Source organism: Candidatus Methylomirabilis sp. (assembly GCA_036000645.1).
Taxonomy (GTDB): Bacteria; Methylomirabilota; Methylomirabilia; order Methylomirabilales; family JACPAU01; genus JACPAU01.
In genome coordinates this window covers 1-2,024 of the sequence record DASYVA010000131.1, presented here as the reverse complement: position 1 = coordinate 2,024, position 2,024 = coordinate 1, and the positions used below count along the sequence as shown (strand labels likewise).

Annotated in this window: 2 protein-coding genes; both read right to left on the bottom strand. The window is 69.4% G+C overall.

Features of this window, described 5'->3' with window-relative positions:
* Positions 1-155: DNA-binding response regulator (locus VGT06_07430; GenBank protein ID HEV8662951.1), on the bottom strand; the 155-nt coding region annotated here is incomplete at its 3' end.
* Complete coding sequence (locus VGT06_07425; GenBank protein HEV8662950.1) at positions 152-1,741, bottom strand: GAF domain-containing protein; 1,590 nt, start codon at positions 1,739-1,741, stop codon at positions 152-154. The genes VGT06_07425 and VGT06_07430, both read right to left, overlap by 4 nt.
* Positions 1,742-2,024: the final 283 nt, after the last annotated feature.

Genomic DNA, 2,024 nt, shown 5'->3' with positions numbered 1-2,024 from the left:
ACATCGGGGCGAAGGGCTGTGGCTCGTTCGATCGCCGCTCTCCCCTCCGAGGCTTCCCCCACGACCTCCATGTCCGGCTGAGCGTTGATGAGCATCCGGAGCCCGGCCCGCAGCACGGCGTGATCATCGGCCAAGACGATCCGGATCGGCTTCATGGCGTCCCTTGCGGCGTCTGGAGCGGGATCTCGGCAACAATCGTCGTGCCCTTCCCGGCCTCCGATTCGATCGTAAGCCTCCCCCCCACGAGGGCGGCCCGCTCCTTCATGCTGACGAGTCCGAGGCCCTTGGCCGCCCCGCGCGCTCGCTGCACGGCGGCAGCATCGAACCCCACGCCCTCGTCTTCCACGACCGCGATCACGGCCTGCCCACGGTGCTTGAGGAGGACGCTGGCGGCTCGCGCTCGTGAATGCTTGATCACATTGGTCAGGGCCTCCTGGACGATCCGGTAGAGGGTGGTCTCGAGGTGGGGGGGGAGCAGGATCCCCTGGAGGCGCTGGGCAACGAAGTCAATGCGGAGGCCGCTCGTCGCCTCGTAGCCTTCCACGCAGCGCTCCAGGGCGGGGATGAGGCCCAGATCATCGAGGATACTTGGCCGAAGGGCCACGACCTGGCGCTGCAGCTCCTCCAGCGTCTTCGCGACCAGCGCACGGAGCCGAGCGGTCCTGCTCTTCGCCTGCTCCAGGCTCTCCAGGCTTTCCAGCCCTTGCAGCTCGAGGAGCAGGGAGGTGAGCAACTGCCCGATCTCATCGTGCAGCTCCCGGGCGATCCGCCGCCGCTCCTCCTCCTGCGCTGTGATCAGCCGCTGCAGGAGCTGGGCGCGGCCGTCCTCCGCTCGCCGGCGCACGATGGCCCCGGCCAGCACATTGGCGACGGCCTGGAGGAAATGCGTGTCATCCTCCGTGAAGACCCGGCGGGCCGCCGTATGCCCGCCCATCACCCCGAAGGGGCGGTCTCCCCCGTTGATGATGACGCTCAGACCACTGATGACCCCGTGGTCGCGGAGCAGGGGCGGCCCGCTGAACCGGGTCTCGGTTCGCAGGTCCTCCACGATGACTGGCTTCCCGGCGAGGAGGGTATAGCCGGCCTGCGAGTCGGCCCCCGCCCCGACCGTTGCCTGGCCCACGGAGCCCTCCTTCCACCCTACGCCCGCCCGGAGCAGCAGGCTATCCCCCTGCGGGAGGAGCTCCAGGACCTTGCAGTACTCCACCTCGAGGGATCGGGCAACGAGCCGCACCGCCTCGTCCATCAGCGGGGGGAGATCGCCCCCTTCTAGCGCCCGCAGGCCGAGGGCAGCCACTCCGGCCTGCTGGCGGACCCGCGCCTGGCGGGCATGCTCCGCACGCCGCTGTGCGGTCCTGTCCTCCATCACCCCTTCGTAATACAGGACCTGGCTGGTGCGGTTCCGGACGGCCCGGCTGGTGTTCCGCACCCAGATGATCCCACCGTCGCTCCGGCGGATCGGAACCTCGAAATCCCGGACGACCCCCTGGCGGCCGAGCAAGCTCTTCCAGCGCTCACGATCCTCGCGTTCCACGTAGAGCTCGGTGGCGTTGATCGCCAGCAGGGCCTTCCGGTTCGGGTAGCCGAGCATCTGCACCAGGCCGTCGTTGACGTCGAGGAACTCGCCGCTCGGCGTGCTCCGATAGATCCCCACGGGCACGCCGTCGAACAAGCTGCGGTACCAGTCCTGGTGCTCGCGTAGCGCGTCGTCTGGCAATTCCGGGTCGGTGACGTCCATCATGATGCCCTGCCGGAGCCGGGGGTGGTCCCGCCAGCTCCCGAGACCGGGGCTGCCTCCTCGTGGAACCTGCGCAAAGAGAAAACCCGCCTGGGCGCAGACAGGAAGACCTCAGGCCTTCAGGGATTTGGGGTACGTGCCCTCCTCGCTCTGGTCGCTCACGCACCCCCGCCGGCCGGGGCAAGGGATTCCCGCCGGGAACGCCCCGACGGAGGTGGACAGGGGGTCCGCCTCCTGCCCTGCCCACCGGCCCTGCACCCCCTAAGATAGGCGGGGGCGGGGTGCC